The sequence below is a fragment of the Limnohabitans rimovensis (SeqCode) genome (assembly GCF_965234775.1).
Lineage (GTDB): Bacteria > Pseudomonadota > Gammaproteobacteria > Burkholderiales > Burkholderiaceae_C > Limnohabitans > Limnohabitans rimovensis.
Window position 1 is genome coordinate 141624 of sequence record NZ_OZ248569.1, and the last position, 21176, is coordinate 162799.

The following is a 21176-nucleotide window of genomic DNA, read 5'->3' on the forward strand; positions in this document are numbered from 1 at the left end:
CTGGATGGATGGCATGCCATGGCCCAGGTTATTGGCTCACCTTGGCGCCCACAAAGCAAACCATGGGTTATATTTTGTGCACCACCCGTTCGGTACAACCCTTTGAAAGGAACCCCCATGTTGATCAAGTACTCCCTCCTGGTTTCGGCCGCTTTGTTGGCGGTGTCGGCACAAGCCCAAACCGTGGTGAAAATTGGCCATGTGGGCCCCATCAGTGGCGCCATTGCCCACCTGGGCAAAGACAACGAGAACGGTGCGCGTTTGGCCATTGAAGACTTGAATGCCAAGGGCATCAGCATTGGTGGCGCCAAGGTGAAATTTGAATTGATTGCCGAAGACGATGCGGCCGATCCCAAACAAGGCGCAGCAGCGGCGCAAAAATTGGTGGACGGCAAGGTCAATGGCGTCATTGGCCACTTGAATTCGGGCACCTCCATCCCGGCGTCCAAAATTTACAGCGATGCCGGTATTCCCCAAATCTCCCCCTCGGCCACCAACCCCAAATTCACCCGCCAGGGCTACAAAACCACCTTCCGTGTGGTGGCCGATGACGTTCACTTGGGCGGCACCTTGGGCCGCTATGCGGTCAAAACCATGAAGGGCAAAAACATTGCTGTCATCGATGACCGCACCGCTTACGGACAGGGCGTGGCCGATGAGTTTGAAAAGGCCGTCAAGGCTGCTGGCGGCACCATCGTGGGTCGCGAATTCACCAACGACAAAGCCACCGACTTCATGCCCATCTTGACCACCCTCAAGGGCAAAAAGCCCGATGTGGTGTTCTTTGGCGGCATGGATGCCGTGGCCGGCCCCATGCTCAAGCAAATGAAGTCCTTGGGCGTGAGCGCCAAGTTCATGGGCGGTGATGGTATTTGCACCGGTGAGTTGTCCAAATTGGCCGGTGACGCCATGGCCGATGGCCAAGTGGTGTGCGCCGAAGCGGGCGGCGTTGAAGGCACACAGAAAAAAGCCATGGACGATTTTGGGGTGCGCTACAAAAAGCGTTTCAATGACGATGTGAAGCTGTACGCACCTTATGTGTACGACGCTGTGAATTTGATGGTGGACGCCATGGTCACTGCCAAGTCCAGTGATCCAGCCAAATACCTGCCCGTTTTGGCCAAAACCACAGGCTACAAAGGCGTGACCGGCACCATTTCCTTTGACGACAAAGGCGATGTGAAAAACGGCGCATTGACTTTGTACACCTACAAAGGTGGCAAGCGCGACATGTTGTCCGTGGTGCGCTGATCAGCGGCCGATCCCGCAACCATTGAAAAAGGCCCCGTGAGGGGCCTTTTTCTTGGGGATGGTGCACAGGTAAAACCTGACTCACCTGTATCACACCGCCTCAACCCAGTTCGCCCTCAGGGTGGAGGGCACGTTGGGCGAGGTGTTTGTTTTACGCCGTCTGGGCCAGGGCCTGCGGCATGACTTGTTCCAGGGCGCCTTCGAGCAAGTCGACGGTGCGGTCCACATTGAGGAGCTTTTCCAAGCCAAACAAGCCGATGCGGAAGGTCATGAAGTCGCTGCCTTCATCGCATTGCAAAGGCACACCGGCAGCGGTTTGCAGGCCTTGGGCCAAAAACTTTTTGCTAGACTGAACTTCCGGGTCTTGGGTGTAGCTGACCACCACACCCGGGGCTTCAAAGCCGGGGGCGGCAACGCTGGGGATGCCGTGGCGGCTGAGCATTTCTCTGGCTTTGCGACCGAGTTCTGCTTGGGCCAAGCGCAAACGATCAAAACCCAGGGCTTGGGACTCCAACATCACGGCGCACAAGCGCTTGAGCGCATCGGTGGGCATGGTGGCGTGGTAGGCATGGCTGCCTGCTTCATAGGCTTCCATGATTTGCAGCCATTTTTTCAGGTCACAGGCAAAGCTGGTGCTGGTGGTGCCGTCAATGGCTTGGCGGGCGCGCTCGCTCATGGCCACCATCGCACAACACGGCGAACTGCTCCAACCCTTTTGGGGGGCGGTCACCAGCACGTCGATGCCGCAGGCTTGCATGTCCACCCACATGGCACCCGAGGCAATGCAGTCCAAAACAAACAATCCACCCACCGCGTGCACCGCGTCGGCGACTTGGCGCAAATAGTCGTTGGGCAACATCATGCCGCAAGAGGTTTCCACATGCGGGGCAAACACCACAGCGGGTTTTTCGGCGGCAATGGTGCGCACCACTTCTTCGATGGGGGCGGGAGAGAAGGGCTCTTGGGCGCCCGGCTTCATGCGCCGCGCTTTAAGCACGGTGCAGGCCGATGGGATGCGGCCCATGTCAAAAATTTGCGTCCAACGGTAGCTGAACCAGCCGTTGCGCAGCACCAGCACAGGCTTGTCGGTGGCAAATTGTCGGGCCACGGCTTCCATGCCAAAGGTGCCACTGCCCGGGACCAAGACCGCACTGTGGGCGTGGTAGACCTCCTTGATCAAGCGCGAAATATCGCGCATAACGCTTTGAAAGTCTTTGGACATGTGGTTGAGCGAACGGTCGGTGTAGACCACCGAATATTCCAGCAGTCCATGGGGGTCGACGAGGGGCAGCAATCCAGGCATGGGGCTCTCCTTAAAGGGGGAGGGAGTCTATCATCGCAAGCACAACTGTGCATTTCCCCGCCTGCACCGATGTTGTCAAGCCGCGAGCTTGACCGTTTAGCATGGTTTCAAAGTCGTGTTCCACGCTAGGCCGTCCGCAGGATGGCAACACGGGCAACGGGTTTGAAGCAAGCCATTGATTTTTAAGGACATTAAATGAGCACATCCATGCCCAACCGAGGCCGCAGATCCATCGAAGTGCCTGGCGTCAGCCATGGCAATGCCCCGATTCCCATGGGTGCCCGGGTGGGCAACATGATTTATTCATCCGGCATCATGGGCAAAGACCCTGCCACCGACACCTTGCCAGCTGATGGCCCCAGCCAAGCCAAGTTCATGTTCATGAACTTGCGCAGCTTGTTGGCCCAGGGTGGGGCCGATCTGGGCGATGTGGTGCATGTCAAAGCCTATGTGAAAGACAACAGCCACCGCGATGCGCTGAATGCAGAGTGGCTCCAATGTTTCCCTGATCCGCATGACCGACCCGCTCGCCACACCATGGTGGCCGACTTGCCGGGTGGCATGCTGGTTCAAATCGAGGTCGTTGCGGTGGTCAAGGACGGTCAGCATGGATGACCCGGGCCAGCGCTTGCAGCGCCTGGATGTGTGTGCGGTGTCCGACGCCATGGACAAATTGGGCCTGCCCCCCAGCGTCAGCGGCCTGACCCAACAATCGACCCAACAACGCATTGCAGGAAAAGTGGTGACCTACAAATTGGTGCCGGCTGCGCAAGTGCCGCCCCATGAAGGGGCCCCGCGACAACTGGGCACCACCGCGATTGAAGCCGCGCAGCCCGGGGACGTGATCGTGATCGAGCAACGCACCGGTTTGGACGCAGGCTCCTGGGGCGGCATTTTGTCCTTGGCGGCCAAACTGCGGCAAGTGGCGGGGGTGGTGGTGGATGGCCCGGTGCGCGATATCGACGAGGCCCGCGCCTATGAGTTTCCGGTCTACGCCCGTGGCCTGACGGCCCGCACCGCTCGTTCTCGGGTGGCTGAAGCCTTCACCAACCAACCGGTGCGCATCGGTGAAGTGACGGTTTGCCCAGGGGATTACGTGATTGCCGATGCCAGCGGGGCGGTGTTCATTGCCGCCGCAGACATTGACCGCGTTTTGCAGGCCGCTGAAATGATCGTCGGCCGCGAAGCCGCCATGGCCCAAGCCCTGCGGGCCGGTCAACCCGTCAGCCAAGTGATGGGTGCGGATTACGAACACATGCTGAAATGATCCTTGCAGTATGGCGACGCCGACGGGGTGGTGGAAAATCCCCAACACATTTATCACCAGCCTCTGTCTTGTGGCGGTCCTGAGCACTCAGCAGGTCCTCTGCAGCACTGCGCTTGGTGATCCCCCTTCAGGAGAACCTTCATGCTCAACCCGGAACAAAACGCACAACTGACCCAAGTGGGTGCGGGCACGCCCATGGGCGAATTGCTGCGCCGCTATTGGATGCCGATCGCTGGCGTGTCAGAGTTTGACCACCAAGCCACCAAGGCGATTCGTTTGTTGGGTGAAGACTTGGTGCTGTACAAAGATTTGAGCGGTACCTATGGCCTGGTGGATCGGCAATGCGCCCACCGCCGCGCCGACCTGAGTTATGGCATGGTCGAGGCCAAAGGCCTGCGCTGCAATTACCACGGGTGGAACTTTGATGAATCAGGGCGCTGCATTGCACAACCCTATGAAGACACCGTTTACCCCGAGCGCAAGGCCAAAGATCGCATCCGCATCAAGTCTTACCCGGTGCAGAGCAAAGGTGGCATGTTGTGGACATTTATGGGGCCGCAGCCTGTGCCTTTGTTGCCCGACTGGGAGGCCTTTTCTTGGCCCAATGGCTTTAGCCAGGTGGTCATCTCTGAAGTGCCCTGCAACTGGTTTCAGTGCCAAGAAAACTCCATCGACCCCGTGCACTTCGAATGGATGCACGAGAACTGGGGCAACCGCCTGCGCACCGGCAGCACCAAGCTGGGTCCCACCCATTTGAAATTGGCCTTTGATGAGTTTGAATTTGGCTTCACCTATCGCCGCACCAAACAAGACAGCGACGAGCACAACCAAGCTTGGACGGTGGGCCGTGTCTGCCTGTGGCCGAATGGGTTTTTCTTGGGCGAGCATTTTGAGTGGCGTGTGCCCATCGACGACCACAACACCCTGAGCATCACCTGGAAATACACCCGCGTGCCAGCTGGGCGCGAACCCTACGTGCAAGACCACATCCCCACGTGGCACGGACCGCTCAAAGATGCACAGGGGCGCTGGATCGATACCCATGTGATGAATCAAGACTTTTTGGCCTGGGTGGGCCAAGGTGTGATTGCCGACCGCAGCCAAGAGATGTTGGGTGCCAGTGACGGTGGGGTGGTGACCATTCGGCGGCGCTTTTTTGATGAAATGGCGCGCATTGCCAAGGGCGAGGAAGCCAAGGGCATCCTGCGTGACCCGGCCCAAAATCAGCGCGTGGTCTTGCCCATGATGGACCGAGAGGAGCTGCTGCAAGCCCACACGGTAGAGCAAATCATGGCCAATCCGCGCTTGAAGATTCTGTATGCCACTTACCCGTTTCAGGCTGGTCAACCCGAGGATGTGCGGCTGGCTTTCTCACAAGCCATGGGCATCGATGCCAAACCGTATGACGGCATTGTGTTGCCGCGCAGCACTGAAAAAGCGGGCCTGTGAATCGCTCTTTAAAGCCAATCCAAACCCAAAAGAGTGCCGCCAATCAGGCTGAGCCCCCAATGATCACGCCAGTGCCCAGCACGCCCAAGGCGGCCGCGGTCACAGCATATCGATTGACGGCTTCGCGTTTCTGAAAAAACACCAGGGCCACCAGGATGGTCAAAAACACATCCATCGACACAATCAAGGTGGCCCGCGACAAAGAGCTCCAGTCAATGGCCACAAAATAAAGCAACTGCCCGGCTGAAGCCAATATGCCCGCGCTGAGCAGCCAGGGGTTGGGTTTTTGCAAGGTGTTTTTCACCGCCTCGCGGTAACTTTGCAAAAACACCGCCGAGGCCAAAAAAAGAATGGCCCCTACCAAGGCCCCCAGCATGGCACCAAATGCCGGTTCAGGGATGTGCAGCAGGCCAAATTTGCGCGACATATTGCCGGTGGCATAAGCCCCCGCCGAGACCACCCCGTACACCATGCCCATGCGCAAGGTCTGGCGGGTCGGCCCCTGGTACGCGGCGTCACCAGGATGGTGCGGTGTGATTTTTTGCTTGGACTCCCACACCAAGACGCCAAACCCGGCAAAGATCAAGGCCATGCCCACCATCGCTGACAGGTTCAGGCTTTCTCCCAGGCAAACCACGCCCAGCACCACCGAGAACAAAGGCACCAAACGCTTGACCGAAGAACTGCGCACCGCGCCCATGTATTGCACACTGGAATGAAAAAACACCCGGCCCACAAAAATGGTCAATGCACCGGCAGCGACAAACCAAGCCAGTCCCTCGGTGTTCAAGGCCTGCCCATCGGTACCTCCACCGATCAACCACACCACGCCAGCGATGAAGGCGGTCAGCAGGATGGATAAAAAAGCCCCGTTCTCACCCCCTTGGTGGGAAGAGCCCCGCGCAATGCAGGTGTTGGCCCCAGCCCAACAGGTGGCAGCCAGCAAGGCGATGATGTCAGCCCAAAAACTCATGGATAAGACATGCAAAAAAAAGAGGACAGGCGGAAATCCTTGGTGCAGAGGTTCAAGCTTGCAGGGTCCATAGGGGCGTAGCCTGTTCGCAGTCAGCCCACTGGGCCATATCGATCACCACCCGGTGCCCGGCATCGATCAAGGCTTTGGTCATTTCCGAGCCCAGGCCGTGGGTGCCGCCGGTCTTGATGACGGTTTTGATCTGGGATGGGGTGGTGGCAATGGGCGCTCCTGGTGGGGTGGTGGGCTGCAAACTGTAACCAACAACATGGCCCGGCGCGCAGACCCTGTCGTGCACACGACTGAGCTGGCCAGCTTTGGCGTCAGGGCCAAATCGATTTGGTGTAATCTGCGCCGGTCTTTGTTCTCAGGCCGCAGACCCTGCTCAGCCACCGCCGTCCCAGTGAGGCAGCCTTTTACTTCAACCAGGATGACCCATGAATTTTTTGCTCAAAACCCTGTCCATTGCCCTGGTTTGTCTGTCGCCTGTGCTCTCTTGGGCGCAAGACTACCCCGTCAAACCGGTCAAAATTTTGGTCGGCTATGTGGCCGGTGGCAGCCCCGATTTCGTGGCCCGCGCTTTGGCCCAAAAACTCACTGACATCTTGGGCCAACCCTTTGTGGTTGAAAACCGACCCGGTGGGGGTGGTTTGACCGCCACCGCTCAATTGGTGAAATTGCCCGCCGATGGCTACACCTTGATGTTGGGCGACACCAGCCAACTGGGCATTGCGCCACATATTTTCAAAAGCATGCCCTATGACACCTTCAAAGACTTGACGCCCATCTCTGGCTTGACCTATGAGCCTTTGTTGTTGGTGGCCAATGCCAAAACAGGCATCAAAACCCTGCAAGACCTGGTCAAAGAGGTCAAGGCGAATCCAGGCAAGGTCAATTACGGCTCCTCAGGTGTGGGCAGCATCCACCACATTTCGATGGAAGCCTTCAAGGCCGATGCGGGCTTGGACATCACCCACATTCCCTACAAAGGCAGCGGGCAGTCGGTGCCCGCCGTGTTGGCTGGCGATGTGCCGATTTTGTTGACCGCTTTCACCGCCTCTGCGCCCCACATCCGAGCCGGCACCTTGAATTTGCTGGCCGTCACCGGTGGCAAGCGCTGGTCGCGTTTTCCCGATACGCCGTCTTTGGCGGAAATGGTCAAAGACTACGACTTCCAGGCCGAGACAGGGGTCCTGGGTCCAGCGGGCATTCCCCCGGCCATCGTCAACAAGCTGCAGGCAGCAGTCAAGCAAGCCACCGAGAGCCCTGACTTTTTGGCCAAGTTCAAGGAAACAGGTTTTTCCATCATTTACAGCAACGCCAACGAGTACGGCGAGATCATCAAGAAAAACGTTCGCAAATACGAGCGTGCCGTCAAATTGGCCAACATCAAATCCGATTGATGCGGCAAGCCCACCCGAAGAGCACCCATATCACCGGCATGCACAGATGTTGACGCCAGCGCAAAACGAGCGCTTGGTGCGTGTGGGTCCTGGCACCCCCATGGGCAACTTATTGCGCCGCTATTGGATGCCGATCGCGGGCGTGTCTGAATTTGACGCAACCAGCACCAAACCGATTCGCTTGATGGGCGAAGACCTGGTGCTGTACAAGGACCTGGGCGGCACTTACGGCTTGGTGCAGCGCCAATGCCCACACCGACGCGCCGATTTGAGCTTTGGTATGGTGGAGGCGCAGGGCTTGCGCTGCAGCTACCACGGCTGGCAATTCGATCAAAACGGCGCTTGCATCCATCAACCGTTTGAGGACACTGCGCACCCTGAGCGCCAAGCCAAAGCGCGGGTCAAGCTCACGGCGTATCCAGTGCAAGCCAAGGGCGGCATGCTGTGGGCTTACATGGGGCCACAACCGGCCCCCTTGCTGCCCGATTGGGAGGCGTTTTCGTGGGACAACGGCTTCACCCAAGTGGTGCTCTCAGAGGTGCCGTGCAATTGGTTTCAATGCCAAGAAAATTCGATTGATCCGGTGCATTTTGAATGGATGCACGAGAACTGGGGCAACCGCCAGCGCACCGGCGAGGTTTGCTTTGGCGCTACCCATGTGAAGTTGGATTTCAAAGAGTTTGAGTTTGGCTTCACCTATCACCGGGTCAAACAAGACACCAGCGAAGACGACCAGGCCTGGACCGTGGGCCGGGTTTGCTTGTGGCCCAACGGCTTCTTCTTGGGGGAGCACTTTGAGTGGCGTGTGCCCATTGATGACGACAACACCTTGAGCGTCACCTGGAAATACACCCGTGTGCCGCGCGAACGCGAGCCTTATGCACAAACCCACATCCCGACTTGGTGGGGCCCGGTGAAAGACGAGCACGGTCGCTGGATCGACACCCATGTGATGAACCAAGATTTTTTGGCTTGGGTGGGGCAAGGCCGCATCGCCGACCGCAGCCGAGAAAACTTGAGTGCCAGTGACAGGGGCATTGTGGCCATGCGCCGCCGCTTCTTTGAGGAAATGGACACAGTGGCCCAAGGCGGCGAGCCCAAGGCCATCTTGCGCGATGCTGAGCGCAATGTGCGGGTGCCTTTGCCCATGGTCTACGGAGACCAAATCACCCAAAGCCGCACCCAGGCAGAAATTTTGGCCCATCCCACGCTCAAGCAGTTTTACACGGCTTATATTTTTCAAGCCGGGCAACCTGCCGCTGTGCGAGACATGGCCTCTCAAGCGCTGGGCATCGCCATGAAAGAATTTGACGGCGTGGTCATACCCCGCAAAGCCTAGGAGCGCGTACCCATGAACTTGGCCCATTTGCTCGAACGCGCTGCCCGCGATCACCCGCATGCCCCCGCCTTGGCTTGGGGAAAAACAGTGTTGCAAGACCATCTGGGTTTGTTCAAGCAAGTGTCCGCCATGGCATCTGGCATGCTGGCCCTGGGCCTTCAAAGCGGCGACCGGGTGGGTTTGGTGATGCGCAATCACCCTGCTTATTGGGAGTCACTGCTGGCCATTTGGCATGCCGGTTTGGTGGCTGTGCCCATCCACTCACAACTGCACCCCAAGGAGCTGGCCTACATCTTTGACGATGCTGGAACCCCTTTGGTGCTGGCCCACCCCAAAACCTTGAGCGCCTGTGAGCAAGGTGCCGCGCTGTCCCACAGCGTGCGCCATGTGGTGGATATCAATGGCGCGGCTTACCGGCGCATGGCCCAAGCGCCAGCCATGACCTTGACCGCGCGAGGGGCGCAAGATTTGGCCTGGTTGTTCTACACCAGTGGTACCACGGGGCGACCCAAAGGCGTCATGCTGTCGCACCACAACATGATGGCCATGTGCCAGCACTACTTCGCCGATGTCGATGACATCGGGGTGGAGGACTGCATCATCCACGCCGCGCCCATGTCACATGGCTCGGGCTTGTATTCAGTGCCTCATTTGGCGCGGGCTGCGTGCAACGTGATCCCCGAGTCGGGTGGGTTTGATGCCCAAGAGTTGTTTGATTTGGGCACCCACTGGCAGGGCATCTCCATGTTCGCCGCACCGACCATGCTCAAGCGCTTGGTCGAAGCCCCCAGCGATGATCCGTTCACCGGATTGAAAACCATCATTTACGGTGGTGGACCCATGTATGTGGCCGATATTGAAGCGGCCTTGGCCCGATTTGGCCCGCGGTTTGTGCAAATTTATGGCCAAGGTGAGTCGCCCATGACCATCACCGTGAGCTCCAAAGACATGCACCGCGATGCCCAGCATCCACGCCATGCCCTGCGTTTGGCTTCGGTCGGCAGGCCCTTTGAAGGATTGCAAGTGCAGGTGATGGACGATGAAGACCGGCCTGTCGCGGTGGGCGAGATTGGCGAGGTTTGCGTTCGCGGCGAGGTGGTGATGCAAGGCTATTGGCAAAACCCTGCGGCTTCGGCGCAAACCCTGCGTCAGGGATGGCTGCACACCGGCGACATGGGCAGCTTGGATGAAGAAGGCTTTTTAACCCTCAAGGACCGCAGCAAAGACCTGATCATTTCGGGCGGCAGCAACATCTATCCGCGTGAGGTGGAAGAGGTGCTGCTGCTGCACCCCAGCGTGTCTGAGGTGTCGGTGGTGGGGCGCACCCACCCAGAATGGGGCGAAGAAGTGGTGGCTTTTGTGGTGTTGCGGCCCCTCGCCAATGGGGACGAACAACAAACCTTGCATGATTTGGATGCCCATTGCTTGTCGCACATGGCACGCTTCAAGCGGCCCAAGCAATACCGTGTGGTGGATCATTTGCCCAAGAACGAGACTGGAAAAGTTTTGAAAACCGAATTGAGAAAACTTCTCTATGTCTAATCCACCTTGGCGCACCTGGATGCCCTTGTTCATCACCTTGTTGATCCAGGCCCTGGTGACCATGGCATTGTTGACCTTGCCGGTGATGGCCCCGGTGGTGGCCAAAGCCATGAATGTCTCTCCCACCTTGTTGGGGGTGTACATCGGCATCTCTTATGTGGGTGCCATTTTGGCCAGCTTGGCCTCGGGTGCCAGCGTGATCCGCATGGGCCCCATTCGGGTGAGCCAGTGGGGTTTGGTGCTGTGCGCGCTGGGCTTGGCTTTGTGCGCCATGCCGTGGATTCCTGCCATGGTGCTGGGCGCTTTTTTGGTGGGTTTGGGTTACGGCCCCATGACCCCGGCGAGTTCGCACCTGTTGGCCCGCTCTACGCCAGCACACCGCTTGTCTTTGGTGTTTTCGGTCAAGCAAACCGGTGTCCCGCTGGGGGGAATGATGGCTGGGGCCATGGTTCCGCCCCTGTTGTTGTGGGTGGATTGGCAAACATCGCTGCTGATTGTTTCGGCAGCTTGCATGTTGTGTGCGCTGGCGGCGCAACCCCAGCGCGACGCCTTGGATGACGATCGAAAACCCGATCAGCCCCTGCGCTGGGGCAATATTTTGCAACCCATTCGGCTGGTGTTTTCGCACCGTTCTTTGGCCACCCTGGCGGTTTGTTCCTTCATGTTTTCAGTGGTCCAAATGTCTTTGATGACCTATTTGGTCACCTATTTGCACGATGAATTGATGCTGACCTTGGTCGGTGCCGGCTTGGCCATGACCTTGACCCAATTTGGTGGGGTGATGGGGCGGGTGATGTGGGGCTATGTGGCCGACCGCTGGATCAAACCCTTGCGCACGCTCAGCTTGCTCGCCATCACCATGTCGGGCACGGCCATGGCCTGTGCCTTTTTCGAGGTGGGCACCTCGGCTTTGTGGTTCAACGCGGTGTTGGTGGTGTTTGGTGCCACGGCGATCGGCTGGAATGGTGTTTATCTCGCCGAAGTGGCGCGCCAAGCCCCGCCGGGCATGGCCAGCGTGGCCACGGGTGGCACCCTGGCGGTGACGTTTTTAGGGGTGGTGTTTGGCTCCCCCTTGGTGGGTTGGATATCCAATGCCACCGGCACCTATCGCTCTGGCTTCATCGCTTTGAGCCTGTTGGCTTTCATCTGTTTTTCCTTGTTGACCTGGTTGAGCCGTGGCAAAAAAGCCCCTCTTGAATTGAAGGTGTCATCATGATGTGTAGCGAGCCAGTGGTTTCAGCATCCACATCGTTTGTCAATGCGGGCGTGACAGTCCAGCGCGCTTTGGCTGCATCGATGCTGGCAGCTTTGGGGTTGTTGTCTGCATGCCAGTCCGAAGTTGATCGATGTGTCACAGCGGGTGTTGCGGCTGAACTCGAGTCACAGCAAGACCAAAGAATCAGGCTGACCAAATGGGAAGAACAAAGCCAAGAAAACACCCAAGCCTGGGACCGGTTTTTGGCCGCTAGGCCCATGGAGTGCATGGACCGGGAGAGTTTTTACGCCAGCCCCATCGGTGCGCCGCACCGAAAAGAGCTGTCATTTTTGCGTGGAGGCGGTGATTTGCGGCCTGGCCTGTCTGCCTACGAAAAACACTGCCAGTTATCTGCCTTCAAACCACCTTTTCCAGGCTTGGCCATGGACCCACCCAGCACAGACACCAGTTCATCTGAGCAAATTGAATTCAAGGTGCGCGTGATTTGCATGCAGGCGACCAAAAAATAGCCAAAAAAATACCCCATGAATGGGGCATTTGGCGGAGAGGGCGGGATTCGAACCCGCGGAGGGCTGTTAACCCTCACACGCTTTCCAGGCGTGCGACTTAAACCGCTCATCCACCTCTCCGGAAGCGTCAAATTGTAGCAGTGCTATGCAGGTACACTTCGCGCCTATTTGACCCGCCCCTCACCCGGCTTGACAGGAGTCGTGCATGAAGTTTCGCTTTCCCATCGTCATCATTGACGAGGATTTTCGCTCTGAAAACACATCGGGATTGGGCATCCGTGCCTTGGCCGACGCGATTCAATCCGAGGGTTCTGAGGTGCTCGGCGTGACCAGTTACGGCGACTTGAGTCAATTTGCCCAGCAACAGTCGCGGGCCAGTGCGTTCATTTTGTCGATTGACGATGAAGAGTTTTCTCCCGGTCCCGATTTGGACCCGGTGGTGGTGAACCTGCGCAGCTTCATCAACGAAGTGCGCCGCAAAAACGCTGACGTGCCGATTTATGTCTATGGCGAAACCAAAACCTCGCGCCATTTGCCCAATGACATCTTGCGCGAACTGCATGGTTTCATCCACATGTTCGAAGACACGCCTGAGTTTGTGGCACGCCACATCATCCGCGAGGCCAAAAGTTATTTGGAGGGCGTGCAACCGCCTTTCTTCAAAGCCTTGCTCGACTATGCGGAAGATGGCTCTTATTCCTGGCATTGCCCGGGTCACTCGGGTGGCGTGGCATTTTTAAAGAGCCCCGTGGGCCAAATGTTTCACCAGTTTTTTGGCGAAAACATGTTGCGCGCCGACGTGTGCAATGCGGTGGAAGAGCTCGGTCAATTGCTCGATCACGACGGCGCCATTGGCGAGAGCGAGCGCAATGCCGCGCGCATTTTCAACGCCGATCACTGCTTTTTTGTCACCAACGGCACCAGCACCTCCAACAAAATGGTGTGGCACCACACGGTGGCCCCGGGGGACGTTGTGGTGGTCGACCGTAATTGCCACAAATCGGTGCTGCACGCCATCATCATGACGGGCGCTGTGCCGGTGTTTCTCAAGCCCACGCGCAACCACTTCGGCATCATTGGTCCCATCCCCAAGTCGGAATTTGAGCCCGCCACCATTCAGGCCAAGATCAAGGCCAACCCTTTGCTCAAAGGGGTGGATGAAAAACAGGTCAAGCCCCGGGTGCTGACCTTGACACAGTCAACCTACGACGGCGTGTTGTACAACACCGAAACCATCAAAAAGATGCTCGATGGCTATGTGGCCAACTTGCATTTTGATGAGGCCTGGTTGCCGCATGCGGCGTTTCACCCGTTTTATGGCACCTACCATGCCATGGGCAAAAAGCGCGAGCGCCCATTGGAGTCGATGGTGTATTCGACCCAATCCATCCACAAATTGCTTGCCGGCATCAGCCAAGCCAGCCATGTGTTGGTGCAAGACTCGCAAAACAACAAGCTGGATCGGCATTTGTTCAACGAAGCCTATTTGATGCACACCAGCACCAGCCCGCAGTACAGCATCATCGCCAGTTGCGATGTGGCCGCCGCCATGATGGAGCCCCCGGGTGGGACCGCCCTGGTGGAAGAAAGTATCTTGGAGGCGCTGGATTTCCGCCGCGCCATGCGCAAGGTCGATGACGAGTACGGCAAAGACTGGTGGTTCAAAGTGTGGGGCCCCGATCAATTGGTCGAGGATGGCATCGGCCGCGCCGAAGACTGGATCATCAAGGCAGAGGGTCGCACCGCCAAATGGCATGGCTTTGGCAAGTTGGCCGATGGCTTCAACATGCTGGACCCGATCAAGGCCACCATCGTCACCCCTGGCCTGGACCTGAATGGGCTTTTTGACCAACAAGGCATACCGGCCAGCATCGTGACCAAGTTTTTGTCCGAGCACGGTGTGATCGTGGAGAAAACCGGGCTTTACAGTTTCTTCATCATGTTCACCATTGGCATCACCAAGGGCCGGTGGAATTCCTTGCTCACGGCTTTGCAGCAGTTCAAAGACGATTACGACCGCAACCAACACCTGTGGCGGGTCTTACCGGAGTTTTGTCAAAAGCACAGAACCTATGAACGCATGGGCCTCAAAGACCTGTGCCAGCATGTGCACAGCCTGTACGCCAAACACGATGTGGCCCGCTTGACCACCGAGATGTACCTGAGCGACCTCACGCCGGCCATGAAGCCCAGCGACGCCTATGCGCAAATTGCGCACCGCAACACCGAGCGCGTGCCCATCGATGCGCTCGAAGGGCGCATCACCACCAGTTTGGTCACCCCTTATCCACCGGGCATTCCTTTGCTGATCCCTGGTGAGGTGTTCAACCGAAAAATCATCGACTACTTGAAGTTTTCACGCGAGTTCAACACCCAATGCCCGGGGTTCGAGAGCGACATCCATGGTTTGGTCGAAGAAAAAGACGCCCAGGGTGTGACGCACTATTACGCGGATTGCGTCAAAGTCGGCACCTGAATGAAAACGCCCCTGGGCAGGGGCGTTGCGTGGGTGGTGTCAGTATTAAGCGCTGGGCTCGGCGATGCCGCCCACCACTTGGCTGAAGCCGCCATCCACGTAAGTGATTTCAGCGGTGACGCCAGCCGCCAAGTCGCTCAGCAAAAAGGCCGCCACATTGCCCACGTCTTCAATGGTGACGTTGCGCCGAATGGGTGAGGCTTCGGCCACCACTTTGAGGATCTTGCCAAACCCTTGGATGCCACTGGCGGCCAGGGTTTTGATCGGGCCGGCACTGATGCCATTGGCGCGCAAACCCCGGCCTTGGCTGCCCAGCGATTCAGCGAGGTAACGAACACTGGCCTCCAACGAGGCTTTGGCCAAGCCCATGGTGTTGTAGTTGGGCACGGTGCGCAATGCGCCCAAATAGCTCAGCGTCAGCACAGACGCGTTGTCATTGAGGTGGGGCAGGGCCGCTTTGGCCAAGGCCGGAAAGCTGTAGGCACTGATGTCGTGAGCAACGCGAAAAGCCTCTCGGCTCAAGCCTTCGAGGAAGTCACCGGCAATCGCTTCACGGGGGGCGAATCCAATGGCGTGCACCAAGCCGTCAAACTTTGGCCAATGGGCGCTCAGGTCCGTCATCAGCCGCTCAATCTGGCCGTCGTCACCCACATCGCAGTCAAAAATCAGTTCGCTGTCAAAGGCTTTGGCAAATTCGGCGGTGCGCTCTTTGAAACGCTCGCCCACATAACTCAAAGCGATCTCGGCACCTTGCTGGCGGCAGGCGCGGGCAATGCCGTAGGCGATGGAGCGGTTCGACAAGACCCCGGTGATCAGCAGTTTTTTCCCGCTCAAAAAACCATTTATTTGCGACATGGCGCGCATCTCCATTGAAAATCTTGCAGAATTGTCGCATGCGATGGTTTTTGTTCCTGTGTTTGTGTTGGGTGGTTGCGCCTTCTTGGGCGGCGCATGCCTATGCCCAATTTGGTGACATCAAATACCCACCGGATTTCAGCCATTTTGAATATGTGAATCCACAAGCCCCCAAGGGCGGCAGCATCGCCATGGTGGCCCCCACCCGCGGCTCCAATTTTGACAAGTACAACCCCTTCACCCTGAAGGGAACCCCACCACCGGCATTGAGCAGTTTGCTGTTTGAGAGCTTGCTGACTGGCACCATGGACGAACCCACCACGTCCTATGGTTTGCTGGCAGAGGATGTCAGTGTGTCAGCAGACCGCTTGTCGGCAACCTTCAAAATTCGACCGCAAGCCCGCTTTCACAATGGCGACCCGGTGTTGGCCTTGGATGTGAAGCACTCATTTGACCAACTCACCAGCCGCGCCGCCGCCCCCCAATACCGCACCTACTTTGCAGAGGTCAAGGCGGTGGTGGTGCTGGGTGAGCGTTTGGTGCGGTTTGATTTCAAACGTGTCAACCCCGAGTTGCCTTTGATCGTGGGAGGCATGCCGGTCTTCAGCCACCGCTGGGGCGAAGGCAAGCCGCTGGACAAAATCATCACCGACACACCGATTGGTTCTGGCCCTTACACCATTGGCTCGGTGGATTTTGGCCGCGATGTGCATTACCAACGCGATGCCAAGTATTGGGCCCAAGACATCAATGTGCGCAAAGGCATGTACAACTTTGACCGCATCACCTACCGGCTGTACAAAGACAGCACGGCGCAGTTGGAAGCGTTCAAAGCGGGGGAATTTGAATACATCCAGGCTTTTGTGGCGCGTGAATGGGCGCGGGCCTATTCTGGCAAAGCCTTTGACAGCGGCCAACTCATCAAGCGTGAGCTGCAGCATGGCAATGCGGGTGACTTTCAAGGTTTTTTGTTCAACACCCGCTTGCCCAAGTTCAAAGATGTGCGGGTGCGCCAAGCCATTGCCCTGGCCATGGACTATGAGTGGATGAACCGACAGCTTTTCTACAACGCCTACACCCGGGTGAGGGGATATTTTGTGGGCAGTGACTTTGAGGCCAAGGGTCTGCCCACCGAGCGCGAATTGGCCTTGCTCGAGCCTTTGCGTCGCCAGCTCGATGCGGCGGTGTTTGATCAGCCCGTTCCTTTGCCACCGGTGACGTCTTTGGACCCAGCGTCGGGCAAAACTTTGCGCGACAACCTGCGTCTGGCGAAAAAATTGTTGCAAGATGCCGGCTGGACCTACCGCGATGGCGCTTTGCGCAATGCCCAGGGCCAGGCCTTCACATTGGAGTTTTTGGACAACTCCGGCAGCATGGGCCGGGTGGTGACCCCGTTTGCCAAGAACCTGCAAAAGTTGGGCTTCAGCGTGAATTACAAGGTGATTGATTTCGCCATTTTGCAAAAACGCATGGATGTGTTTGATTTTGAAATCATCAGCTCGCGCTATGTGGGCAGCGAGTCGCCGGGGACTGAATTGCTGGAGCGCTTTGGCTCCAAAGCCGCTGACACCGAAGGCTCGAGCAATGTGTTGGGGCTCAAAGACCCGGCGGTAGATGCTTTGCTCGACCAGGTGATCACCGCCCAAACCCGGCCGCAGTTGACCGATGCCCTGCGCGCCTTGGACCGGGTGCTGCGCCATGGCCACTACAGCGTGCCGCACTGGTATGGCGGCGTGCACCGGGTGGCCTGGCGGGGCGGGCGCTTTGAGCAACCGGCGGTCACGCCGCGTTATTACCAACCCGAAGCTTGGATCAGTTCGACGTGGTGGGCCAATGCGGCCAACCGCAGTCAAGGGGCGGGGGTGCGCTGACATGTTGATGTATGTGTTCAAACGTTTGTTGTTGATGATTCCCACCTTGTTTGGTGTGTTGTTGGTGACCTTTGCGGTGATTCAGTTTGTGCCGGGTGGACCCGTGGAGCAAATGGTGTCGCAACTGCAAGGCCGCGATGGCGGTGGCGAAGGGGCGGCGCAAAGTGGTGCTGGCTACCGTGGCCGACAGGGTGTTGATGCAGCCCGCATCGAAGAGATCAAGCAGCTGTATGGGTTCGACAAACCTGCCACCGAGCGTTTTGTGCAAATGCTGGGCCAGTTTGCCCGGTTTGATTTGGGCAAAAGCTTTTTCCATCCCAAGTCGGTGTGGGAGTTGGTGAAAGAAAAATTACCGGTGTCGATCAGCTTGGGGCTGTGGACCTTCTTTCTCAGTTATTTGATATCGGTGCCCTTGGGCATCGCCAAAGCCGTGCGTGCAGGCACCCGCTTTGACACCTTGACCAGCTTATTGGTGCTGACCGGTTACGCCATTCCCGGTTTTGTTTTGGGTGTGGCCTTGCTGGTGATTTTTGGGGGGCAGTTGCAATGGTTCCCGTTGCGTGGGCTGACCTCTGGCAACTGGGCTGAGTTGAGCTTTGGTGCCAAAGTGGTGGATTACCTGTGGCACATTGCCTTGCCCATCACGGCGAGTGTGTTGGGTGCTTTTGCGGTGACCACCATGTTGACCAAAAATGCATTTTTGGAAGAGATTCGCAAGCAATATGTGTTGACCGCCCGCGCCAAGGGCATGAGCGAGGGGCGCGTGCTGTGGAAGCATGTGATGCGCAATGCCCTCATTCCATTGGTCACCGGGTTCCCCGCAGCGTTCATTGGGGCTTTTTTTACCGGTTCCTTGTTGATCGAAACTTTGTTTTCTTTGGATGGGCTGGGTTTGCTCAGTTACGAAAGTGTGATGCGCCGTGATTACCCGGTGGTCTTGGGCACTTTGTATTTGTTCACCCTGATTGGTTTGGTCACCAAACTCATCAGTGATCTTTGTTATGTGTGGGTGGATCCGCGTGTCAAATTCGATTGAATCCACTTGGGTGGCTTCGCCCACACCGGCCAAACGCGCTTGGTTGCGGTTCAAGCGCCATCGCCTGGGGTTTGCCAGCCTGGTCATTTTTGTGGCCATGACCTTGCTCAGCTTGGGCGCCGAACTCATCTCCAATGACAAGCCCTTGCTGGCCCGCCATGACGGGCGCTGGTATGTGCCATTGGTGCAAAACCTGCCGGAGACGGTTTTCGGCGGGGACTTCGACACCCCCACCGACTTTTTAGACCCTTTTATCCAAGCCCAATTCGCCAAGCCCGGCAACTGGGCGATTTACCCCGTCAACCCCTACCACCACAGCACCTTGAATTACTTTGCCAAAGAGCCCAACCCCAGCGGCCCGTCGGCAGACAACTGGTTGGGCACCGATGACCGGGGCCGCGATGTGTTGGCCCGGCTGATCTATGGCTTTCGGGTGTCGGTGCTGTTTGCCTTGGCCTTGACGGTCGTTGGCACGATTTTGGGTGTGGTCACAGGGGCCATTCAAGGGTTTTTTGGCGGCAAAACCGATTTGGCCTTTCAACGCTTCATCGAAATTTGGTCGGCCATGCCCGAGCTGTATTTGCTGATCATTTTTGCGGCGGTGTTTGACCCGAGCGTGGGCTTGCTGCTGATCTTGTTGAGTTTGTTTGGTTGGATGGGCTTGAGCGACTATGTGCGCGCAGAGTTTTTGCGCAACCGGCAACTCGACTATGTGCGGGCGGCCAAAGCCCTGGGTTTGAGCCCCTGGGCGATCATTCGACGCCATGTGTTGCCCAACAGCATGACGCCCGTGGTGACTTTCTTGCCCTTTCGCATGAGTGCCGCGATCTTGGCCCTGACCAGCTTGGATTTTCTGGGCTTGGGGGTGCCCCCAGGCACGCCCAGTTTGGGTGAACTGCTGGCCCAGGGCAAAACCAATATCGACGCCTGGTGGATCTCCTTGTCCACGTTTTTGGTGTTGGTGGGCACCTTGTTGTTGCTGACCTTCATGGGTGACGCTTTGCGCGACGCCCTGGACCCGCGCAAGGCGGACCAATGAGCCAGGTCCCAAGCCCTTTGTTATCTCTGCGCCAATGGCGGGTGTCTTTTGGTGGGCATGAGGTGGTGCACGGCATCGACCTGGACTTGGCGGCGGGCGAACGCCTGGCCTTGGTCGGCGAGTCGGGCTCGGGCAAAACTGTGACAGCGTTGGGTGTGTTGCGGTTGCTGGGCACCGCGCAATTGACCGGTACATGCTGGTTCAATGGTGAAGACCTGATGCAAGCCAGCGAGGCTCGCATGCAGCAGCTGCGTGGCCAAGACATCGCCATGGTGTTCCAAGAGCCCATGACCGCGCTCAACCCCTTGTTCACCATCGGCGATCAACTGTCTGAAGTGTTGCTGCTCAAAATGGCTCTGTCGCGCCGCGATGCCTGGGAGCGCAGTGCAGAAATGCTCAGCCAAACCGGCTTGAACCCGCCCGAGCGTTTTTTGAAGTCCTACCCGCACCAACTATCTGGGGGGCAACGCCAGCGCGCGATGATTGCCATGGCCTTGGCCTGCCGCCCCAAATTGTTGTTGGCCGATGAGCCCACCACCGCCTTGGATGTGTCCATGCGGGGTCAAATTTTGGACTTGCTCGACACTTTGCAGCGCGAAACCGGGACGGCGGTGTTGATGATCACCCACGACCTGAATTTGGTGCAACGCTTTGCCGATCGGGTAGCGGTGATGGAACAGGGGCATGTGGTGGAACACGGTCCGGTGCAGCAAGTGCTCCAACAACCGCAACACCCCTACACCCGCAAACTGGTGGACAGCCGACCCCAGCGCCATTTGGCTGATGTGCAAGCCCAGGCCCCTTTGGTGGCCGAGGTGAAAGACTTGCGGGTCAGTTACCGAACCCGATTGCCGGGCTGGCGGGGTTGGTTCAAAGCGGGTGCTTTTGTCGCCGTTGACCAGGTCAGCTTTTCCATCCGGCGAGGCGAAACTTTGGGTGTTTTGGGCGAGTCGGGGTCAGGCAAATCCACCTTGGCCTTGGCATTGTTGGGCCTGTTGCCGTTCCAAGGTCAGTTGCAAGTGATGGGGCAAGGCTGGCAACACCATCACCCAGCAGACTTGCCCTTGCGCCGCGTGGTTCAAGTGGTGTTCCAAGACCCGTACTCCTCGCTGTCACCGCGCATGACGGTGGAAGACGTGGTGGGCGAGGGTTTGAGGGTGCATCAGCCCCAGCTGTCAGATCAAGAGCGCCAAGCCATGGTCAAGCAGGTTTTGGCTGAGGTGGGCATGCGTGAGAGCGAATTTCCAGGCTTGTTGCAGCGCTACCCCCATGAGTTTTCCGGTGGTCAGCGCCAGCGCATCGCGGTGGCCCGTGCGCTGGTGTTGGAGCCTCAATTGCTGGTCTTGGATGAACCCACCAGCGCCCTGGATGTGTCGATTCAAAAGCAATTGCTGCAACTGCTGCAAACCTTGCAAGCTGAGCGTGGCTTGAGCTATTTGCTGATCACCCACGACATGGACGTCATCCAAGCCATGGCCCATCAGGTCATGGTGATGAAAGATGGCCAAGTGGTGGAGTCAGGCGAAACCCAAGCCGTGTTGGCACAACCCCGCCACACCTACACCCAAACCCTGGTGCAGGCCTCAGCCCCAGCCATCGCAAGGTCATAAAGCGATTGAAATCAAATATTTAGCGGTTATAATATTT

18 protein-coding genes and 1 tRNA gene are annotated in these 21176 nt (G+C 57.7%); 14 read left to right on the forward strand and 5 right to left on the reverse strand.

The features are described 5' to 3' along the window. Positions 1-117: 117 nt before the first annotated feature. Positions 118-1251 carry a branched-chain amino acid ABC transporter substrate-binding protein gene (locus AC8GFZ_RS14675; protein ID WP_506645652.1) on the forward strand — a complete coding sequence of 378 codons (1134 nt, stop codon included), beginning with the start codon at positions 118-120 and terminating at the stop codon, positions 1249-1251. Between the two features lie 151 nt (positions 1252-1402). Here AC8GFZ_RS14675 and AC8GFZ_RS14680 read toward each other — a convergent pair whose 3' ends face one another. Beyond that, complete coding sequence (locus AC8GFZ_RS14680) at positions 1403-2554, reverse strand: aminotransferase class V-fold PLP-dependent enzyme (RefSeq protein WP_506645653.1); 1152 nt, start codon at positions 2552-2554, stop codon at positions 1403-1405. A 195-nt stretch (positions 2555-2749) separates the two neighbouring features. On the opposite strand from AC8GFZ_RS14680, the gene AC8GFZ_RS14685 reads away from it, so the two are divergent. The 3 genes from AC8GFZ_RS14685 (at position 2750) to AC8GFZ_RS14695 (ending at position 5270) form a co-directional block, all read left to right on the forward strand. Next, positions 2750-3169 (forward strand): RidA family protein, encoded by a 420-nt coding sequence (locus AC8GFZ_RS14685; RefSeq protein WP_506645654.1) that lies wholly within the window; start codon positions 2750-2752, stop codon positions 3167-3169. Then, on the forward strand, positions 3162-3821 hold the full coding sequence (locus AC8GFZ_RS14690) for an RraA family protein (RefSeq protein WP_506645655.1): 660 nt from the start codon (positions 3162-3164) through the stop codon (positions 3819-3821). The genes AC8GFZ_RS14685 and AC8GFZ_RS14690 overlap by 8 nt, the downstream gene beginning before the upstream one ends. A gap of 141 nt (positions 3822-3962) precedes the next feature. Next, positions 3963-5270, forward strand: coding sequence for a Rieske 2Fe-2S domain-containing protein (locus tag AC8GFZ_RS14695; protein ID WP_506645656.1), 1308 nt, complete (start codon positions 3963-3965; stop codon positions 5268-5270). 43 nt (positions 5271-5313) lie between these two features. Here the strand turns inward: AC8GFZ_RS14695 and AC8GFZ_RS14700 are convergent, their stop codons facing one another. Continuing rightward, positions 5314-6243, reverse strand: a complete 930-nt coding sequence (locus AC8GFZ_RS14700; RefSeq protein ID WP_506645657.1) for an EamA family transporter — start codon at positions 6241-6243, stop codon at positions 5314-5316. Between the two features lie 52 nt (positions 6244-6295). Next, positions 6296-6496, reverse strand: coding sequence for a hypothetical protein (locus AC8GFZ_RS14705; RefSeq protein ID WP_506645658.1), 201 nt, complete (start codon positions 6494-6496; stop codon positions 6296-6298). Positions 6497-6680: 184 nt separating this feature from the next. Here AC8GFZ_RS14705 and AC8GFZ_RS14710 point away from each other — a divergent pair, with 184 nt between their 5' ends. From AC8GFZ_RS14710 to AC8GFZ_RS14730, 5 genes are read left to right on the forward strand one after another with little or no spacing between them, the layout of a single operon-like run. Then, on the forward strand, positions 6681-7646 hold the full coding sequence (locus AC8GFZ_RS14710) for a Bug family tripartite tricarboxylate transporter substrate binding protein (RefSeq protein ID WP_506645659.1): 966 nt from the start codon (positions 6681-6683) through the stop codon (positions 7644-7646). Positions 7647-7692: 46 nt separating this feature from the next. Further along, a complete protein-coding gene (locus AC8GFZ_RS14715; protein ID WP_506645660.1) occupies positions 7693-8985 on the forward strand; it encodes a Rieske 2Fe-2S domain-containing protein in 1293 nt (430 codons plus the stop codon). Between the two features lie 12 nt (positions 8986-8997). Next, on the forward strand, positions 8998-10527 hold the full coding sequence (locus AC8GFZ_RS14720; protein WP_506645661.1) for an AMP-binding protein: 1530 nt from the start codon (positions 8998-9000) through the stop codon (positions 10525-10527). After that, a complete protein-coding gene (locus AC8GFZ_RS14725) occupies positions 10520-11743 on the forward strand; it encodes an MFS transporter (RefSeq protein WP_506645662.1) in 1224 nt (407 codons plus the stop codon). The genes AC8GFZ_RS14720 and AC8GFZ_RS14725 overlap by 8 nt, the downstream gene beginning before the upstream one ends. A gap of 50 nt (positions 11744-11793) precedes the next feature. Next, entirely contained in the window at positions 11794-12252 is a 459-nt protein-coding gene (locus AC8GFZ_RS14730; protein ID WP_506645663.1) for a hypothetical protein, read from the forward strand. A 29-nt stretch (positions 12253-12281) separates the two neighbouring features. Here AC8GFZ_RS14730 and AC8GFZ_RS14735 read toward each other — a convergent pair. Continuing rightward, positions 12282-12372: transfer RNA gene (locus AC8GFZ_RS14735), tRNA-Ser, on the reverse strand. An 85-nt stretch (positions 12373-12457) separates the two neighbouring features. Between AC8GFZ_RS14735 and AC8GFZ_RS14740 the strand changes: the two genes are divergently transcribed. Further along, positions 12458-14728 (forward strand): Orn/Lys/Arg family decarboxylase, encoded by a 2271-nt coding sequence (locus AC8GFZ_RS14740; RefSeq protein ID WP_506645664.1) that lies wholly within the window; start codon positions 12458-12460, stop codon positions 14726-14728. Positions 14729-14773: 45 nt separating this feature from the next. Here AC8GFZ_RS14740 and fabI read toward each other — a convergent pair whose 3' ends face one another. After that, positions 14774-15583, reverse strand: coding sequence for an enoyl-ACP reductase FabI (gene fabI / locus AC8GFZ_RS14745; RefSeq protein WP_506645665.1), 810 nt, complete (start codon positions 15581-15583; stop codon positions 14774-14776). Positions 15584-15621: 38 nt separating this feature from the next. Between fabI and AC8GFZ_RS14750 the strand changes: the two genes are divergently transcribed. From AC8GFZ_RS14750 to AC8GFZ_RS14765, 4 genes are read left to right on the forward strand one after another with little or no spacing between them, the layout of a single operon-like run. Continuing rightward, entirely contained in the window at positions 15622-17454 is a 1833-nt protein-coding gene (locus tag AC8GFZ_RS14750; RefSeq protein WP_506645666.1) for an extracellular solute-binding protein, read from the forward strand. Between the two features lies 1 nt (position 17455). After that, a complete protein-coding gene (locus tag AC8GFZ_RS14755) occupies positions 17456-18490 on the forward strand; it encodes a microcin C ABC transporter permease YejB (protein ID WP_506645667.1) in 1035 nt (344 codons plus the stop codon). Continuing rightward, on the forward strand, positions 18456-19529 hold the full coding sequence (locus tag AC8GFZ_RS14760; RefSeq protein ID WP_506645668.1) for an ABC transporter permease: 1074 nt from the start codon (positions 18456-18458) through the stop codon (positions 19527-19529). The genes AC8GFZ_RS14755 and AC8GFZ_RS14760 overlap by 35 nt, the downstream gene beginning before the upstream one ends. Beyond that, positions 19526-21139 (forward strand): ABC transporter ATP-binding protein, encoded by a 1614-nt coding sequence (locus AC8GFZ_RS14765; RefSeq protein WP_506645669.1) that lies wholly within the window; start codon positions 19526-19528, stop codon positions 21137-21139. The genes AC8GFZ_RS14760 and AC8GFZ_RS14765 overlap by 4 nt, the downstream gene beginning before the upstream one ends. Positions 21140-21176: the final 37 nt, after the last annotated feature.

Bases quoted from the DNA above. Each gene is read 5' to 3' on its own strand.
- AC8GFZ_RS14695 (WP_506645656.1), top strand. From the start codon at position 3,963: ATGCTCAACCCGGAACAAAACGCACAACTGACCCAAGTGGGTGCGGGC.
- AC8GFZ_RS14765 (WP_506645669.1), top strand. From the start codon at position 19,526: ATGAGCCAGGTCCCAAGCCCTTTGTTATCTCTGCGCCAATGGCGGGTG.
- AC8GFZ_RS14675 (WP_506645652.1), top strand. From the start codon at position 118: ATGTTGATCAAGTACTCCCTCCTGGTTTCGGCCGCTTTGTTGGCGGTG.
- AC8GFZ_RS14750 (WP_506645666.1), top strand. From the start codon at position 15,622: ATGCGATGGTTTTTGTTCCTGTGTTTGTGTTGGGTGGTTGCGCCTTCT.
- AC8GFZ_RS14720 (WP_506645661.1), top strand. From the start codon at position 8,998: ATGAACTTGGCCCATTTGCTCGAACGCGCTGCCCGCGATCACCCGCAT.
- fabI (WP_506645665.1), bottom strand. From the start codon at position 15,583: ATGTCGCAAATAAATGGTTTTTTGAGCGGGAAAAAACTGCTGATCACC.
- AC8GFZ_RS14685 (WP_506645654.1), top strand. From the start codon at position 2,750: ATGAGCACATCCATGCCCAACCGAGGCCGCAGATCCATCGAAGTGCCT.
- AC8GFZ_RS14725 (WP_506645662.1), top strand. From the start codon at position 10,520: ATGTCTAATCCACCTTGGCGCACCTGGATGCCCTTGTTCATCACCTTG.
- AC8GFZ_RS14690 (WP_506645655.1), top strand. From the start codon at position 3,162: ATGGATGACCCGGGCCAGCGCTTGCAGCGCCTGGATGTGTGTGCGGTG.
- AC8GFZ_RS14680 (WP_506645653.1), bottom strand. From the start codon at position 2,554: ATGCCTGGATTGCTGCCCCTCGTCGACCCCCATGGACTGCTGGAATAT.
- AC8GFZ_RS14715 (WP_506645660.1), top strand. From the start codon at position 7,693: ATGTTGACGCCAGCGCAAAACGAGCGCTTGGTGCGTGTGGGTCCTGGC.
- AC8GFZ_RS14710 (WP_506645659.1), top strand. From the start codon at position 6,681: ATGAATTTTTTGCTCAAAACCCTGTCCATTGCCCTGGTTTGTCTGTCG.
- AC8GFZ_RS14740 (WP_506645664.1), top strand. From the start codon at position 12,458: ATGAAGTTTCGCTTTCCCATCGTCATCATTGACGAGGATTTTCGCTCT.
- AC8GFZ_RS14760 (WP_506645668.1), top strand. From the start codon at position 18,456: ATGTGTGGGTGGATCCGCGTGTCAAATTCGATTGAATCCACTTGGGTG.
- AC8GFZ_RS14755 (WP_506645667.1), top strand. From the start codon at position 17,456: ATGTTGATGTATGTGTTCAAACGTTTGTTGTTGATGATTCCCACCTTG.
- AC8GFZ_RS14700 (WP_506645657.1), bottom strand. From the start codon at position 6,243: ATGAGTTTTTGGGCTGACATCATCGCCTTGCTGGCTGCCACCTGTTGG.